Origin of the sequence: Clostridium cavendishii DSM 21758 (assembly GCF_900141845.1) — a bacterium.
Classification (GTDB): domain Bacteria; phylum Bacillota; class Clostridia; order Clostridiales; family Clostridiaceae; genus Clostridium_AG; species Clostridium_AG cavendishii.
Genome location: NZ_FQZB01000006.1, coordinates 140,329 through 158,411, shown reverse-complemented (window position 1 = coordinate 158,411; position 18,083 = coordinate 140,329). Strand labels below are relative to the sequence as shown.

Annotated in this window: 8 protein-coding genes; 7 read left to right on the top strand and 1 reads right to left on the bottom strand. The window is 26.0% G+C overall.

Annotation, left to right across the window (positions count from 1 at the left end; all coding sequences use genetic code 11):
- The first annotated feature begins 6 nt into the window (after positions 1-6).
- From BUB01_RS23455 to dptH, 4 genes are all read left to right on the top strand, one after another.
- On the top strand, positions 7-1,830 hold the full coding sequence (locus BUB01_RS23455) for a radical SAM protein (RefSeq protein WP_072985890.1): 1,824 nt from the start codon (positions 7-9) through the stop codon (positions 1,828-1,830).
- Between the two features lie 160 nt (positions 1,831-1,990).
- Complete coding sequence (gene dptF / locus BUB01_RS06480; RefSeq protein WP_072985889.1) at positions 1,991-3,769, top strand: DNA phosphorothioation-dependent restriction protein DptF; 1,779 nt, start codon at positions 1,991-1,993, stop codon at positions 3,767-3,769.
- Positions 3,769-5,181, top strand: a complete 1,413-nt coding sequence (dptG, locus tag BUB01_RS06475) for a DNA phosphorothioation-dependent restriction protein DptG (protein WP_072985888.1) — start codon at positions 3,769-3,771, stop codon at positions 5,179-5,181. The genes dptF and dptG overlap by 1 nt, the downstream gene beginning before the upstream one ends.
- Complete coding sequence (gene dptH / locus BUB01_RS06470) at positions 5,162-10,414, top strand: DNA phosphorothioation-dependent restriction protein DptH (RefSeq protein ID WP_072985887.1); 5,253 nt, start codon at positions 5,162-5,164, stop codon at positions 10,412-10,414. Before dptG ends, dptH begins: the two co-directional genes overlap by 20 nt.
- A 37-nt stretch (positions 10,415-10,451) precedes the next feature.
- On the opposite strand, the gene BUB01_RS06465 is transcribed toward dptH, so the two are convergent.
- On the bottom strand, positions 10,452-11,453 hold the full coding sequence (locus BUB01_RS06465; RefSeq protein ID WP_072985886.1) for a hypothetical protein: 1,002 nt from the start codon (positions 11,451-11,453) through the stop codon (positions 10,452-10,454).
- Between the two features lie 532 nt (positions 11,454-11,985).
- Here BUB01_RS06465 and BUB01_RS06460 point away from each other — a divergent pair.
- From BUB01_RS06460 to BUB01_RS06450, 3 genes are read left to right on the top strand one after another with little or no spacing between them, the layout of a single operon-like run.
- The gene (locus tag BUB01_RS06460; protein WP_072985885.1) at positions 11,986-12,471 is read left to right on the top strand and encodes a DUF4231 domain-containing protein; all 486 of its coding nucleotides are present in this window, start codon (positions 11,986-11,988) and stop codon (positions 12,469-12,471) included.
- A 41-nt stretch (positions 12,472-12,512) separates the two neighbouring features.
- On the top strand, positions 12,513-15,332 hold the full coding sequence (locus tag BUB01_RS06455; RefSeq protein WP_072985884.1) for a transcriptional regulator: 2,820 nt from the start codon (positions 12,513-12,515) through the stop codon (positions 15,330-15,332).
- Positions 15,322-17,970: an amidohydrolase family protein gene (locus BUB01_RS06450; protein WP_207649982.1), complete on the top strand. Its 2,649-nt coding sequence runs from the start codon at positions 15,322-15,324 to the stop codon at positions 17,968-17,970. The genes BUB01_RS06455 and BUB01_RS06450 overlap by 11 nt, the downstream gene beginning before the upstream one ends.
- The last annotated feature ends 113 nt before the right edge of the window (positions 17,971-18,083 follow it).

Below are 18,083 nucleotides of genomic sequence, written 5' to 3'. Positions count from 1 at the left end.
ATATTTATGAGGATAGGATTAATTGATGCAGATTTAATGGATAACGGAACGCGACATCCTAATTTAGCTTTAATGAAATTAGCTGGATATTATAAGTCTAATGGACATGAAGTAACTTTAATTTATAATAATTATAAAGAAGTAAAAAAATATGATAAAGTATTTATTTCTAAAGTCTTTTCTTTTACAAACGTTCCTAAATGGGTAATTGAGTTGGAGCATGTTAAAATAGGGGGAACAGGTTTCTTTCCAGATGGTGGAGAGGACTTAAGCCCTGAAATAGAGCATCACATGCCATATTATGATTTATATAAGGAGTATGTCGAAGAACAATTATATTTAGGTAAAAGAAGAAGTAGATTTGCAGATTACTTAGATTATTCTATAGGATTTACAACAAGAGGATGTTTTAGAAAATGTTCTTTTTGTGTTAATAAGAAATACGATAGAGTATTTAGACATTCACCAGTATCAGAGTTTTTAGATGATAAAAGACCTTTTGTATATTTATGGGATGATAATATTTTAGCTTTTGAAAACTGGGAAGAAGTTTTAAATGACATAGAGGCTACTGGAAAGCAATTTCAATTTAGACAAGGAATTGATATAAGGTTAATGACTGATAAAAAGGCAAAGAGATTTAATAATGCAAAGTATCATGGAGATTTTATTTTTGCGTTTGATCATATACAAGATAGAGAGTTAATTATTGAAAAGGTACAATTATGGAGACGATATTCAACAAAGATTTGTAAGATGTATGTTATTAGCGGATATGAATCTCAAGATGCAGAAGATATTAGGGTTGTATTCGAAAGAATTAAGATACTTATGAAGTACGGATCTTTACCATACATAATGAGATATGAAGATTACAAAAAGAGTAAATATAGAGGTATGTATGTTCAATTAGCTAGATGGTGTAATCAACCTAATTTCTTTAAAAAGAAATCATTTAGAGAATTCTGTGTTGCTAATCAAGAATATCATTCTAATAAGGAAACTAATTGTGCTGCGTATCAAGCAATGCTAGATTTTGAAAAGGATTATCCTGAAATTGCAGCAGAATACTTCGATTTAAAGTTTGAAGAAGAAAATATGTATAAATTCCAATATGGATTTGGAAGGAGATATGCCAACAAACATTTATGTAATACATGTATAAAGAAGAATATTACATGGGAATCAATTAAGGATAGTGAAGTTGATGAAAAGGAAGTTCTTAAGCTTTATTTTACTAAGCAAATTGATTTACAATGCTGTAATTATGAAAACTCAATTTGTAATAACATAGACTTATATAGCAAGTACATAGTAGATTTATTGCTAAGAACTAATATTGAAGATATTATTGATTCTATAAGTAAGAGTGATGATTTAGAGGACGTATTAACAAGAGAAGGGTTAAAATTACAAGATCACAATGAAGCACTATTTACGTTAATAGAGTTTTTAAACAAAGATTCAGGTAGAATGTATACATTAAAAGAAATATCTATTGGAATAGGAAAAGATTATGATGATAAATCTTTAAAAGATATAGAAGAAAACTTAAAGTTTGCAGCGTTATTAGATTTAGTTCAAATAACAGGAACAAGATCTAAAGCTAAGGTTATTTTATCTAACTTAGGTAAGGTATATTCTAGTTGTAGTAATGATGAAAAAGAGAAGTTAATATTAAGATTATTATTCAGAATTCCAAAGGTACAACAGGAATTCATAAAAGAAAATGTTAAAAATGTTAATAAATACGTTAATATCCCAAAAATACTTGGATATAGAGGATCAAATTCGGAAAATATGGTAATATTAATACAAAAGAACATTTGATCGATAAATTATTTGATTTAATAGATGGGTATTAGGTGTAGGTGAAGTTTAGGCTAGCTTAGAAATAACTAGGTCGATTATTAAATAATTGATCTAGTTTTACCTGAGGCTAGCTTTAATTTTTGAATTAATATAATAGATAATAGTTGGAGGGGTAGAAATGGCTGAAACTTGTTTTCTAGATGAGTTAAAAAAGTTAAAGATTTCATCAAAAGAGGCAGTAGATCACATTGGGGATTTTAGTGAATTTAATCAGCATATGCATGTTGAAAGAGAGATAGAAAAAGAATTAAAAGATATATTAGATGAGGCAATACACGCTTCAATGGGAAGATTAATTTTAGTATGTGGTAGTGCTGGAGATGGTAAATCTCATTTACTATCGTATTTATTGTATAAATATAAAGAATTTAATGATGCGATAGAGGTACATAATGATGCAACAGAAAGTTTTGCCCCTAAAAAGACATCTTTGGAAACGTTAAAAGAAGAGTTAGAAGATTATAATGATGAAAATATAGATAGTTGTGAAACTATTAAGGTATTGCTAATCAACTTAGGTACATTAACTAACTTTATTGATTCAGAGTATGGAGAAAAATTCAGTAGGTTGAAAGCTTATATAGAAAACAATCAAATACTAATGGCAGATGTAGTTAATAAAATAGAGATTAAGGATAATAAATTTTCATATGTAAATTTTGCTGATTATCATATGTTTTCACTAAGTGATGAAGGTGTAGGATATGAATATATTTATAAATTGATGGACAAGGTATTTGCTAAAGCTGAGAATAATAGATTTTACACACAGTATAGAGAGAAATGTTCTATATGTCATGTAAGAAAAAGATGTCCTATAAAAGAAAACTTTGAGCTTTTAAGTACAGATGAAGTGAGGGTAGGAGTTTCATCTAAACTAATTGAAATAATGATAAAAGAAAAGGTATCTATAACTACAAGAGCAATAATGAACTTTATATATGATATTATAGTTCATCCAGACTTTAATAGCTTAACTAGAGAAAAATTTCTTAAAAAGATAGATAAATTAAATATCATAGAATACATGGATGCATTAACTGCAAATATTATGTTTACAAATAAGGATTCATCTAGAATTCTAAAGGCCTTAGGTAATGTTGATCCAGTGTTATGTTCTAATGAAGATATGGATGATTTAATAAATAAATTAAATAGAGAACCGTACTTTGCAAGAAAATACTTAGAAAAAGTATATCCATTAGATAATACGTATATCGTAGATGTGTTAAATGATGAGATTGAACTTAAAAGAATTTTTACTAATTCTAAGATAAATAGACAACAGCTGCAAAAGTGGTTGATTAATCATTATTTAAGACTAGATTATTTATGTGGTAGCCATAATGAACTGTATAAGGATCATGTTTATAGTGAATTTATTAAATACTTGTATGTCTTTAATACTAATAATATTACAGAATTAGGAGATTTATATGATTTGGTAAGTGAAGCTATATATAAATTGGACAATGTTAAATCTTCAGATAGTAATATAAGAATAAATATGGGGAAATCGCAAAATAGGTTTAAGACATATGAAAAGTTATATTTAGAATGTGAAGAAGATGAATTAGAAAATAAAGTTTTAACGGGAAGGCTAGATAAGTTTGTTTCAAATATAATATTAGATTTTGTTATAAAGAATAAGGGTGATAGATTAACTATTAAGCTTGATTACAAGCTATATAAATTATTAACAAAAGTAAGACAAGGGTATATTCCAAAGAAAAAGGAAAGAAGTGATTTTATTAGCTTTATTGATTCCATTGAAAAGATAAAGAATTATGGAGAGCAAAATAAAGAGATCTATATTAAAGAAAACATAGCTGATGGGGTAGAAACATTTAAGTTCACTAAAAAGTTTGGTAAGTATAAATTTGAGGTGATTAAATAATGGGATATAAGATTGATATAAGCAAAGTAAAGAAGGATTATAGTATGAAGGATCCGACTAAGAAACCAACGCATAAGCCTAAAACTAAAGATAAATTAATAGTTCCATATAATGTTAGACCATTAAAGGAGCATAAGGATATCATAAAAAGGTTTGATGAGTGTATTGGAGCTTTTTGTTGTAACTTATTAAATTGTAATGTAACTGAGTTTAATAAAGAGGTATTCTTTTCAGATATTATAAATTCAGTAGAGTTTGAGACTGAAAATGATAAAGAAAAGTTTAAAGAAGTAGTTTCAACAATTTTCTTTGATGAAGATAAGGGCATTGCAAAGTTTCATCCTAAAGTTTTAGTTTATTCAATGACAGAGGAAGAAAACATAGAAATGGGGAATTTTCTATATGATGTTTTATTTGATGAAAAAGAGAACTATGGAAAATGTATTGAAGAAGTGTTTGAAAACAAAACAGGAAATGTTTTAACTGATTTAATTTTAGATAAGCTACCAGAGGTAGCTATAAATAGTGAAAAGAAAAAGAAACAATATAAGAATTTCGCAGAAGAAATTACGTCTGTTTTTAATGAGGATTTGAAATATCTTTTAAAAGGAAAGAGGAATTTTTGTTCTCAAATAGTAACTCTTTTAAAGTTCTATTATGTAGTTTATATATTAAGGGCAGTTGGTAATTTAAATAATATGTTTGATGAAAAGGAAGTACCGCTAATATACTTTACGTTTGATTGGGAAAAGGTTTCTAAAGGGCGTATAGGATATGAAAATGGATGGTGCTTAGTAGAAAATGCTATAAATAGTTTAAGATCTCATGAAATATGTCTAAATATTTTAAACTGTTCAGAAGCTGGTCATAATAACTATACTTACAAGGAATTTAAAGAATTAGTTAGCAAAATGAATGATGATGAGAAACTAGAGACATGGCAGAATTTATCTGAAGTAGTAGCTATGTACGAAGCTGCTATAAAAGATGAAAATGAATATTGGACAGAGTATGAATTTGACTCTGATACTGAGGATGATATTTTAGTTGAAGTTGAAAAATTATATGGCTTAATACATAATCATCATTCGAAGGTTACAAATGCCATAGAGTTAAGTCGTCGTTATTACGATTGGTTCTTTGAGTTTTGTAGAAATAACTTCTTAAGAAATAGGGGAAGAAATGGGATGACATTAAACTTAACAGAAGAATATGTAATACTATTAACTAAACTATGTATAAAAGATGAGCAAAAGGTTAGATTACAATACATTATAAAAGAACTTGAAAGAAGAGGGGTTTATCTAGATAAGGATTCAAGAAATAGATTAATTGATTTTTATCAAAGATTAAATGTATTAGAAAAGAAAAGTGATAGTGGGGATGCATTATATGTTAGATCAATTTTATAATTTTTTAGCTAAAAAGGTTGTTGAATATTTTGATGGGACAAGAATTTATTATGGTGATAGATATGAAATTCAATTTGAAAAAGAGTCAGATGTAAAGCACTTATATGAAGAAATAAAAAACGTCTCTGACAGTAAACTATTTAAATATCAAGTTAATGAGAAGTATGAGGAATATACAACATATTCAATTAAGTTTAATGATATTATATTAATTGTTGCAGCTACAATTGATGGTGTTAATCCAGATTTCTTAGCTACATTAAGAAATGAAGTTAGTACCAACATGAAGTCGCAATTTAAGAATTCAGCAATATTATTCATTCATACAAGTAATAAAGATACTATCACAGATGGAGTTATAAACTTTCAAAAGGAAGGTATGCCATTCCATTCTAAGACATTAATAAATGATATAAATTATCTTATAGATAAAAGTAATCTTGCATTAAGTGCAAAATATGTATTAAAGTTTGACCTAAGAAGAAGGGAGCGAGAAGATTCTGATGAAGGTCAATCAATATTACAGTATAGCGATATAGTATCTATAATAAATAAGGGCTATATAGATGATTCTGAATTTAAAGAATTTGAATTATTTAGAGATCTTAAGCTAGATACAATTAATGATGAGAAGGAAGCTATTAGTAGGTTAAATGAGAACTCGCAAGCGTACTTAAAGATAGACAATATCCATAAGTATGGTGGAGATATAGAGAGTAATTTAGAAAAGTTTTTAGATGAAACAGGAAAAAAGAAATTAGCTAATAAAGCCTGGTTTAATGAAGAATATAAAGTTGTTAGGCAGTCTATGGATAATTATGAGGAAAAGGATATCATCTATGAATGTAGTTCTATAGAAAATATCTCTAAGGAAGATTATTGGGAGAAGGAAGAAGGTACAACTAAGGCACAAAGAAGAAAGAGAAACATAATTATTTTTAATAAAGATAAAGTTGATACTATCAAATTATCTTTTGTTTTTGATAATAAGTTAGAAGCTATGAAAGGTAAAGGTGTTAAATGTGATTTTGGGCAGAATGTTTCAGCTAAGATAAATAATAGGAAGATTAATGTTATATTAGAAGAATTGGAAGACGAAGTTAGTTTTTGTAAGGTATCTTATTCAGGAAAGAGTAATTATGAGTTTAAGATCGTCGTTATTCCAATGGATAAAGCTATATTTGAGGATACAGTTGTAAGAACTAATTACACTATAAAGATAACTAAAAAAGAGCAAAACATTACGCTCATGACATCGGATTCAGAGTTTACGTTAAATCCATATGGTGAAGATACATCATCAATAACTTTGAATTTCCAAGATGAGAATGTACCTATTAACGCTATTAATAAGTTTAAGGTGAAAAATAAGATAAAAATAGATGAAAATGAAGATGCATATAGATTTAATCTTAGGCTAGATAATCTAATAATTCCTTTTAATATTGTTGGAAGCAATTCTAAGATTACACGTATTAGTGGAAGACAAATTTGGATAAATAAATTAAGAGATAAGGGGAGCTATAAATTTTTAGATAACAAAATTAGTAAAGATGGTGAAGTTAATTTTGCTTATGATGAATTTAAAGTTAATCTTGATAGAGAAGAATTTATCTTGAAAAATGGAGGAATGGCCTTCGTAGAATCAAATGGAAAACTAAAGATTAGAGAGTTAAAAGTTTGTGATAAGTTAAAAGAAGCTTATAACAGAATTTTTGAATACTATAAATCAAATGTTGTTTTACCAAGCTTAGCTTATATTGATGAAGATTTAGAAGAAAGATTAAAAACGTATATTGATATATACTATTCCAAATTGGAAAAGATTGAGTACAATGACAATATGTGTGATGAAATTGTTGATTTACTAAGAGTTGGGACAATAGAAGTAATGGGTTCAGCTAGACAGATCTTACTAACACCATTACACCCTATTAATGTGTCATATCAACTTATGATCACAGAAGAGTTAAAGGATAAAGTGATTTCTGATGAGGAAGATTTAGAAAAAGAAATTGCTAATAAATTAGATTCAACAAACCTCATTCCTTATATATCTTTTGGTGGAGAAAAGCTTTATAGATCTTTAGAACAAAATCATTCTAAAGAGTGGAAGCAATATGTAATAAATGATATTGATTTTAATGAAAGAAACAGAGGATTTGTTAAGAAGTTAGTTAGAGAAAAAATAAATGAATTTATAAAACACTTTAAGACTTTATTTTTATCTACAGAACTGCCATTAAAGATTAATTTAATTAATACAGGATACTCTAAAGATATTTTACAAGGTATAATAGACTATTATACTGAAGGATTAAAGAGTAAGGGAATTGAGAAGTTAAGACCACTTATTATTAATATATACAATAAGTCTGGTGATAGTGTATTTGAGGAACTTCAAAATTATGTGCATGTTGAGGATGCAGAGGAAAAGCTAGGTTTATCATTTGCAATAAAATCTAGCAATAAGAAGTATTCTAAGGATGATATTTTTGATATCGTAAATTCAAAGCTTAGCTGTTATATAAAAAATTATGATACTACTAAGTATGAATATAGTCATATAACATTCTACGAAATGGAGCATGAGTTCTCTAATAAAAATACGATAATGGATAATATAAACACGGGTGTATCACTTGGTGGATTATTATCATCAGTTCCTTCTAAAGAAATATCTAAATCATATAGAACAGGGTATGGAACTAAATTTATTCATTCTAAAAATACACTTCTAAAAATGGCTACTAAAATGAATGCATTAATTTGTTCTGCTGAAAATGAATCACCATTTGATGATAGTAGGTGCAAAACTACCGCTATAGATGAATATAAAGAAGATCAATTAAATCGTATTTATGAATCTGCAAATTGGGTAACATTCATAAATCCAATGGTTGGATTACAATTTTTTAAAGATACTATTGAAGAAAAAGATTTACTTATTATACATTATAGTGATCAATATACACCATCTTCTGGATATGATTCTATTACAGTAACTAAAAAGACTAAGCAATATAAGGAAGTAATAAAGAGTTTCTTAGAAAATAAAAATGTATTATTAGGAAATGATGAAGAGTCAATAACTAAAGTAATAAACTGTTTTAATGCGATAAATGGAGATTGGTTATTAAAAATTATTTCTTGTAATGGATATGAAGATAGAGAGAAGCTTAGTATCGTATCTACTATAAAGTTAAGTTTGTCATATTTTTACAATAAAAAAATTGTATGGGTCCCAATTTCATTAGAGGAAATTCTAAGAGTATCCAAAGGTTGTGGTTTAAGTAGTAAAGAAGGTTTGTTCTCAGTAAAAAATTTAAGTGGTGATGGTGCTTATTCAGATGACTTGTTATTAGTAGGAATAGAATGTTGTGCTGATGGTAATATAGATGTTCACTATTATCCAATTGAAGTTAAGATTGGGCAAATTAAAGGGGATGTAACTAAAAAGGCGAAGCTACAAGCTTACAAAACAAGAAATCATATAGAAAGGAATATAAGCAAAGAAATCAATGATAAATTACAAGCAAAGATATTTAGAGATTTTCTAATTAAATTAGTTCTTGTAAGCATCGAGAAATTAAAGCTTTATAATGTGTGGGATGAACAAAATTGGGATTCTATTATAGAAACTGATGTAAGAGCAAAGTTATTAAATGATGATTATAGAATATCTAATAGTTTAGATGAGATAATTGGAAGAGGTGCTATATTTACTTTTAAAAGTGATATATCATTTGAAAAGAATGGTGAACTTGTTTCAATTGGTGTTGATGAATTAGGAGATGCTTTTAATCAGGAAGAATATGATAAGGGAAATAAGATTTTAGAATTAGTATTCCCAGAAGCATCAGGATATAGAAATATTTTAAGAAGTGTTGAAGAAATAAAGAACAATTTTATATTAGATAAGAGCGATATAAAGAGTGATACATTATTATATAACCTATATGAAGGTAGAGTTTGTGAAATGAAAGAAGAAACGTCTATTAATGATAATTCAAATGATGAAGAATCAAGTGCGATATATGATGGAAATAGTGGTGAAGATACTGGGGCAGTTGCAGAAACTAAAGGGCCATTATCAGTTCTTTTTGGAAGAGATATTCATAGAGATTGTGAGGTGATTTGGAATCCAACTGATTCAATACAAAATAATCATACTAATACAGGTATAATTGGAACTATGGGAACTGGTAAAACTCAGTTTACTAAATCTCTTATATATCAATTAAATAAAAATACTTATCAAAATATTGATGGTAAAAAGATTGGATTGTTAATATTTGATTATAAAGGTGATTATATAGATAATGAATTTGTTGAGGCTACAAATGCTAAGGTATATGAGACATATCATCTTCCATTTAATCCACTAGAATTAGTTCAGGGAAATAAGGAGAAAAACTTATTACCATTATACACTGCTAATGCTTTGAAACATACAATGACTACAGCTTTTGGTTTAGGTGTAGTCCAAGAGAACAAATTAAAAGAACTTATAATGAATGCATATGATAAACGTGGAATTAAAAAGAATGATCCAAATACATGGACTAAAAAACCACCAACTATAGCAGAAGTATGCAGAGAGTTTTTTGATGATGAAGATGTAAAGCAAGATAAACTATTTACATGTTTAGATAAGTTATATGATTTTGAAATATTTGATCCAGATGTGGATAACTCTAAATCATTATATGATATGATTGATGGAGTTACAGTAATAAACCTTTCAAACAGTGATTCGGATATTCAAAACTTAGTTGTAGGTATAATACTAGATATCTTCTATTCACAAATGAAAGTATTAGGAGAAAGTAAACTTGATGACAAGTATAGACAGTTGAGTAAGATGATATTAGTTGATGAGGCTGATAACTTCTTGTGTGAAAATTTCCAAAGTTTAAAGAAGATCTTAAAAGAAGGTAGAATGTTTGGAGTAGGAACAATACTATCAACACAGCTACTAAGCCATTTTTCTACAGGAGATAATGAGTATGCAAACTATATCCTAACTTGGATAGTACACAAGGTATCAGACCTTTCAATAAAAGACATAAAGTTTATATATAATACAACGAATAAGACACAGGAAGATGAGCTGTTTACTAAGATAAAGTCATTAGAACAACATAAGAGTTTAGTAAAGCTAGGAAATGTTGAAGATGTTATCTATATGCAAGATAATGCTTTTTGGATGGAAATGCAAAAGAATAAATAAAAAAATGAGCAACATTTACGTTGCTCATTTTTTTAACTTAAAAAGATAATTTATCTAAAAGAATGTTTAAAGATTCAATATTTTTAGCTTTTAAAAGATTAACAAGATATTTGATATTAGATCTTCTACGTAAATAAGTTTTCTCTGAAATAGTAGGTACACATATTTCTTTAACATTAACTTGGCAATTAAACTTACATAATGAAATTAAGTGTTTAAGAAGGTTACATTTCAAAATTTCAAAGAAAATAATATTATCAAAAACTTCTTTATTAACATTAAGAAGAGCTTCTCCTAATGGAGTTAAAGACACAGTTTTGGGAACAGATGAATTAATAGAAACTAGCTCAAGAAGTTCTCCAGTTTTAGATTGATTCTCACCATATTTTTTATAGGCACCTGGTTTTTTATCACCTTCGGTAAGAAGTAAACCTACATCATTATAATTTAAAGGTTCCTCAATGTTTGATAAAACAGAAATAAGATTAATAGTTGAATTGTCAAAATTACTAAATTGAAGAATATCATTAGAGGTTAACTGAATATCAGAATAATTTATGTAATCTATAATAGAGTTAATTTCTAATACTGTTAAATTATTTACAATACTTATATATGAGTTATCAGAGTGTGTAAAAAGTCCTTTTAATGTATTACAGCTTGATGTAGAGATATCCGATAAAGTTGTTTCTATAACTTTACCCGTATTTAGATGTATTGTTTTATTAATATATACTAAAGGAATACTAATTCTTTCATCAATAAAAAGCATGTCCGATTTAACGCTATTAGAGAAAATAATATTAATCTTTTGAGTATTAAGAGATGAAAAAAATTCAATAGAATTTTTATATAAAAACATAAGTTTATTTTCATTTATGAAAATATTTATATTAGTATTTGGATATGTATCTCTTAGAGAAAAGATTTCACTTAAGTGAAAATTTGAAAATACTGATATAAATAAAGTTAATGACCTTTCTGGATATGATATATTTCTTAACTTAATTATTGGTAGTGTTTGTATTTGATTTTTCAAGAGTAATACTCCTTTCAACAATTATAGTATTAATAAAATTATAAGTTTGATTATAATAAAAGTATATATCATTACAATCATATTGTAAAATTTACTAATAATTAGACAGCAGTGTATACTATAAAGATTATTAGAATTTCACCAATAACAGAATCATCTATATGATTATATGACAGAAATTCATATAACAGGACAATATTGTTTTTATAAAATTTTATATTTTAAAAGCTTATCTAAATTTATTGAAAAATACTCTAAAAATATTAATAAAATATGTTGAGATATAAAGATATTCAAAATAGATTAATATGTTTTTTAGATTAAGTGCTTTACAGATCCAGTAGATATAATTATTCTATTATATTTTAAGAATTCATAAGAGCCTATAAAGTAATAATGTTGTATATGAATATCTAAAATTGTAGAAAAAGAGAAAATATGTGATAAAATAATAGTGTAATAATAAGTAAATAAAAGAAGTTTTTATATTATATTTATAAATTATTACTAGATAAAAAAGGAGATAAAAATAATGAAGCAATCATCAGAGCTGAATTTTTATAAGAATATATTAGATGATTTAACTAATAAAGAATATATTACAAAAATGACATCCGATATAGCATTTTATAAGTTGGAATGGTATATAAATAAAGCTGACGGGGGGAGAGCTAGGTATAATTTATTTAATATTAGTATAATAATTCTTACCGCAATAATACCATTAGTGAATGTTTTTAATGATAATACAAAGATTATAAACTCAGCTATAGCAGTATTAATAAATATTTTAATTTCAGTATCATATTTAAAAAATTATAAATTATCTTGGCTAAGATATAGACAAGCAGTTGAAAATATTGGTGATGGATTGATGGAAATATTAATTAAATGTAGCGAATCTAGTGAGAAAAAGAATTATGATGATGAAGTGCTTCAGATAATAAAAAATATTTCTAAAGCTGACGTTGATAATTGGAATAAACATATAGAACAAAAAAATGAAAAAACTAAATAATTATAAGATAACAAATTTTAAAAATTGGAAGGAAAGAAAAAATGAAAAATAAAAATGGAGTTTTTATAGGCGCCAGAGCTTTAAGTGATGTACAAGTTAAATTAATAGTTCCTACATATGATAATATAATCAATCAAATTGAAGAAATAAGAGGACAAGCAAAGTTAATAAATAGAAAAAGAGATAATAGTAGTAAGAAGCAATACAATAATACTATTGGATTATTTGGCGAAAGGGGAACAGGAAAAACTTCAACTATGTATACTATTTTAAATAGTTTAGAAGCTGAAGGAAATAAAGATATCGTTCTTCCAATAATAGAACCAGATATATATGGAGATAGTACAAAGATACTAGGAGCAATATTAGGTGTTTTGAAAAAAGAAATGCAAGCTCTAGAAAATGAAATAGAAAAAAATGAAATTGATAATAAAGAGTTCTCAGATTTTTTTAATCAATGTAGGTTTAAAGAAAGTAATGAGTTAAGTAGAAGTTATAATGAAGTTCTAGAATATTATTGTTATAAAGATGCTGAATATCGTAATTTAATAATGAAAAATTATAGTGATATGGAAACTTATAAGGAGAAATATTCTTATATTTTAGCACCTGATTATGAATTTAACAATAAATTACATTCTTTCGTAGAAGAATTAATTAGTGTAAAAAGAAACTTAAATAAAGGTGAAGAGCCATTAATTATTATAACAATAGATGATATCGATTTAAAAACAAATAAATGTAGAGAATTGATAGATGCAGTAATGGCTTATACTTGCCATCCTAATATAATATGTTTTTTATCTGGAGATTATGAAATATTAAGTGAATCTATAACTTTAGCATTATTAGAAAATGAAAAGTTAGCAACAACAAGCCTTGTAGAAAATAATGAATTATTTGATAGTAAACATAATTTAATTAGTAGAAAAAAATATTTAGCACATGAATATTTAAAAAAGGTGTTACCACCTGCATTTAGGCATAATGTTATAAAATGGAATTTTAAGAGTATACCTAATTTTTCATTTCAAGTTGATAAAAGTGGAAATGAAACGATATATTTGCATAAAAAACTAGATGATTTGATGGGTGAAGACAATATATTTAAGAGGAAAAATAAAAAAAGTGACGAGATTTTCTCGGAAATACCATATGTAATTTTTGATAAAACACCAAGAGGTTTAATAAATGTATTTTATTATTTAAGTAAATATGATAAAGAGGAATTTGTAGATGATGAAAAAAGATTTGTATTTATTAAATCGTTAATAGATACAATTATATATTCTTCAAGTGACTTAATAAAAGATCAAAGTAAGATTTATGAAAAGCATATCAAATGGGGATCAAATGAGGAAAATACAATAATAGATTTTAAAAGACTTTTTACAAAGAAGCTAAGTAACAGTTTTAAAAATGAATTAAATTCTGATAAAGATAAAGGAAAGAAAGATGATAAAGAAGATAATAATAAAGAAGAAAAGAGAAAGTATATAAATAGATATATAACTTTCTTTATATTATTACAAACAACTAAAGAGTTATTGCCAAAAGCAAATGTTGTAGGATATGAAGAGGCTAAAAAATATTTTTTCTATTTATATAAATTTAATATAGGTGAAAATATTTTAAATGTAGATGTTGATAAAGTAAACTTTAATAATGAAAAATTTAAAGATTTTATGAAAGATAAAAATCCAATAATTAATGATTGGATTGATCAGATAATTTTTAATACTGATTTTAAGTTTGCCTTATTTTTCATGGAAAAGCTAAAAAATATTATTAAAATAGATGATGAAAAAGTTAAAGATTTAAGTGTTAAAGAAAAACGTCAAATTTATTTGATTTTATGTAATTTAATTTTAGATTATGATAATGGAGACATGATTAAAAATTGGTATTTAGATAGAGAAAAGTATAAACATATAATAGAATTTCTAGATTCAGTATCAAGAGAGCCTATTGAGAATGAAAAGATTGAAAAAATATTGAATCAATATAGTTTTTTAAAAGGTAAAGATTATGAGATGAATATAGAATATACAGAAAATCAGATTCAATTATTGCAAAACCCAGAAAAAAAAGATGAAAAAAATAATAAAGCATATAAAGTTTATGAAAACTATAAAAAACAATTATTTTATAATTATATAAATAAGGAAAAGTATAAAAACAATATTATAGTGGTTAATAATGATCAAGACTTGAAGAACTTAGATAATGAATCTAAATCTATAATAAAAATTTTAAAGAAATTAGATAATAATCAAAATGTAAAAAATAATAAAACAAAGATTGATGAACTGTTAAGAGATGAAGTTCACAAAAAAATAGATGTAGTTGTTGGGATGATTAATATTATAGATATAAATGATGAAAATTTCAAAGAAGAATTTAGAAAATTTTATAATGTTGAATATAATTCTAAAACAGTATATAGAAAAACACATGAATTTATTAAAAGTATAATAGTTGAAGATGGAAGTGAAAAAGAGAAAGTTTCAATTGGTGATTACATAAAAATTGTTGAAAAACTTCGTTATCTTGGTTATAAGAGTACAGCTTGGTATGGTGTTATTGAAGCGAGAAATTTACTTGAAACATTACAGAAAGAAGCTTATTTAGATATAGAAGAACCTGTATTTAATTTTATTATCCAAGAGTATATTAAATATAGAAATGTTAATTCAGCTGAAACAGAAATGATTATAAATTTAGAGCAAAAAAAGAATTCAATGAAAAAAGCTTTAGAGGAAGCATTTAAGAAAGCAAAAGCTGAGGAAGAATTATTCTATAAAGAATTTGATTTAGAATTACCTGAAGAAGAGGACAATGCAGATGCAAATGAATACTAAAATTAGAGAAATTTTAAATGTTGCATTGATACCATTTAAAGATTTGTTCTTTTTTGAAGAAGATACATTTTTAAAAATAGCTGATCCTAGTGAGAAGAAAAATAAAAGTTTTTTATTGGAAGAATTAGTTTATAAAATAAGTGAAACATCTGAAATAAAAAACTTGGATGAGGTTTATTTAATTCTTAATAAGTATTATCCATTTTTAAGAGAAAGAGAAATTAATGAAGACAAAGTTTATGAATGCTATTATGAAAATTTAAGAAAATTTACTACTACTTTGATATCTCACAGAAATGGAAAGATAGTGTACAAGTATTGGAAAAATAATTTGGATGATGAATTTATAGGGCCTTATGAAGAGTATAAGAAAATTGAAGTGTTTCGTAATATAAATTCAATAATTTCTATGGATTTATTTACAATATTATATATGATTAAAAATAACATTGTTGATTTTAGAGAATTGGATGGCTATTATTCAGATATAAGCTTGGCAGATTCTCAGTTAGATGATTTACTTGTGAAAGGTGTAGCTGAAAATCATTTACATGCTAATTCTGGGTTTAACTTTATATTGCTTTGGGAACAGCTTATGAATCAAAGGATAAAAGCGAAAAATATTAAAAAAGTTAAGTACTTTAAAAATGGAGAAGGAGAATTCAAAGAAAATCCTCACAGATATTTCATATTAGCAGCTATATATAGGAATATAGTTATGTTTTATATGAAATATCAAAATGACTCAGATATAACAATAGAGGAGTATTGCAAAGGTGAGTTAAAAAATATTAAAAATATATTATTAGTAGTGAGTGGACAAGAAAAAGAGATTACTAATATTGAATTGCTTAAATTGTTGGAAGACTTAAACAAACAATATCAGATAAAAGATAATGATAAAAAAGAAGATATTGTGTTTAGGATATTTACTGAATGCAAAGGAATCAATACTTATGGTGAGAATGTATTTTTAATGAAGGCTTTTACAAAATATGAAGAAACAAAAGAACCATTTTTATTTAAAATTTTATTAAAATATATTAGGATTAAAAATGAATTTTATCAACAAGTGGTTCAAAGTTCAACTATAAAAGGATTGGATAATTTCTCAAACTTTTTTGATAGAGCAACTAAATTTTTGGGCAGCAGTGGATTAAGCGATGAAGCATATTATGAACTATTGTTTAGAACTTTATTTCAAAATGAGTATTTAAAAAGATTAGAATTAAGGTTTAGTATATCTAAAAATGAAAGTGATTTTAAAAAAAATTTACTAAGTATACTTTCAGCTTATAAAAAGGTTATAGATGATGAATATTCTACAAATGAAGATAGTAATGTTGATTTTCCTAGGATCGGATTAGTATTTCATTTAATTAAAAGAAAAGATGAAGATGGAGATGAAAAATGTTGGCTTGCTTTTGATGGTAAAAGTAACCCAAGTGAAATTTCTTTTAAAAAGATTCAAGAAGATTATGATGTTTTGATTCAAAATTTATTGAATCTAAGAAATGAATCACCATATCTCTCATACTTTATATTAGGAATAGATGCTGCAAATCTTGAAAATAACACTCCGGTACAGGTATTTGCACCTATATACAAAAGGGCTAGAGATAGTTCTATTGATTCACTAATTAAGCAAGGAAAAGATGGAAGTAGTGTAAGATATAAAAGTCTATGCTATACCTTCCACGCCGGTGAAGAGTTTAGACATATATTATCAGGGTTAAGAAGAATACATGAAGTTGTAACCTTTTGTAAGTTTCATTCTGGTGATAGAATAGGGCATGCTATAGCTCTAGGAATTGATCCAAATAAGTGGGTAAATGCAAATACGGTAGTAATACTTCCTAGAGGAGAATATCTTGATAACTTGTTATGGGTATGGGGAGTATACACAAATTCTATTTCTAAAAATGTGGCAGTTAATCTGTTTTTAGAAAGAGAAATATATTCATTGGCAAAGGATATATTTAAAAACATGAATGGAATAAATATTCCTATGTTATATGAAGCTTACCAATTAAGATTTAATAAATTTCAAAAAAATGAAAACTATAAAAAATCAGCTGAAAACTTGATTGAAAATAATAATGAGGTTCTTTGCGTAAAAATAGAAAAACATCAAAGTTCTATTTGGAATGCAGAAAAAATAACTCATGCATATAATTGTAAATGCTATTTAGATAAGATTAGTGAGCCTATTTATGTACAATCAAATAACATTCAAAAGGAAATAATTAATGAAGTAAAAAGAGAATTGGTAAATGAACTTTCAACTAAAGGAATAGTAGTTGAAATAAATCCAAGTTCGAATACTAGTATAGGAGAATTAGATGCTGTATTTGACAGCCAAGCTTACAATATAAATAATGTTGAAGGCTTTGAAGAAAATAATGTACTTATAAATATCAATTCAGATAATCCTTTAATTTTTAACACAAATATCAGTAATGAATATGCATACATGTATTATGGAATGCTTAATAAAGGGTTTGGTAAAGAAAAGGCTTTAGAGTGGATTGAAAAGTTAAGAAAGTCAGGTATGGAAACTTCGTTTATAGATAATAAGCTTTCTAACACTCAATATTATCAATACTTATGCGAAGTGCTTAATAAGTATTCAAAATAAGAATATATTTAAAAGACTCCTTCTTACGGATTTCGTAGGAAGGAGTCTTTATATTATACTGGTAATCTATTTTGGAGATACTGATGAGGTGGTTAATATTAGAAGATGATTTG